We start from the raw sequence: 545 nt of genomic DNA, 5'->3' as shown, positions 1-545 counted from the left end.
AACGAAGAACGGCCTTCGTCCTAGAATCTGAAATCACCACAACAACAGGTTCTAGGAAAGGACGAAGACCGCTATGGAAATCTTATCAGACCCGACGCCGGACATGCTCGCTGTGCCCCGTTTCGACGACGGCGCCATCGATATGCAGGAGCTGCTTCGCAGACTCGCCGAGCAGGTCGTGAACGCCGTGATGGACGCCGAGGCCGACCAGCTCTGCGGTGGCGGGGCGAACAGCCGAAACGGCTACCGCGAGAGGTCGCTCGCCACCTGCGTCGGCACGCTGACGCTGCGCATCCCCAAGCTGCGCTCCGGCAGCTTCTTCCCGGAGGACGTGCTCGAGCGCTACCAGCGCGTCGACCGCGCCCTCGTTGCCGCCGTCGCCGAGATGTACGCCACGGGCACGAGCACCCGCAAGGTGCAGAGGGTGGCCGAGAAGATGGGCGTCTCCAGGCTCTCGAAGGACCAGGTGAGCGCAATCGCCTCGAGCCTGGACGCAGACATCGAGGATCTGTGCGGAAGGCCGCTCGACGGCTCGCCGGTGCCCT

1 protein-coding gene is annotated in these 545 nt (G+C 65.1%); it reads left to right on the top strand.

Annotation, left to right across the window (positions count from 1 at the left end; translation table 11 throughout):
- Nucleotides 1-73 precede the first annotated feature (73 nt).
- On the top strand, nt 74-545 hold a 472-nt coding region (locus ACTNA2_RS09090; RefSeq protein ID WP_441049392.1), incomplete at its 3' end, for a transposase.

This window comes from Collinsella sp. HCP28S3_E9 (genome assembly GCF_052065455.1).
Lineage (GTDB): Bacteria > Actinomycetota > Coriobacteriia > Coriobacteriales > Coriobacteriaceae > Collinsella.
The sequence above is the reverse complement of the archived record's forward strand: the minus strand, read 5'-3'. Positions and strand labels throughout refer to the sequence as shown.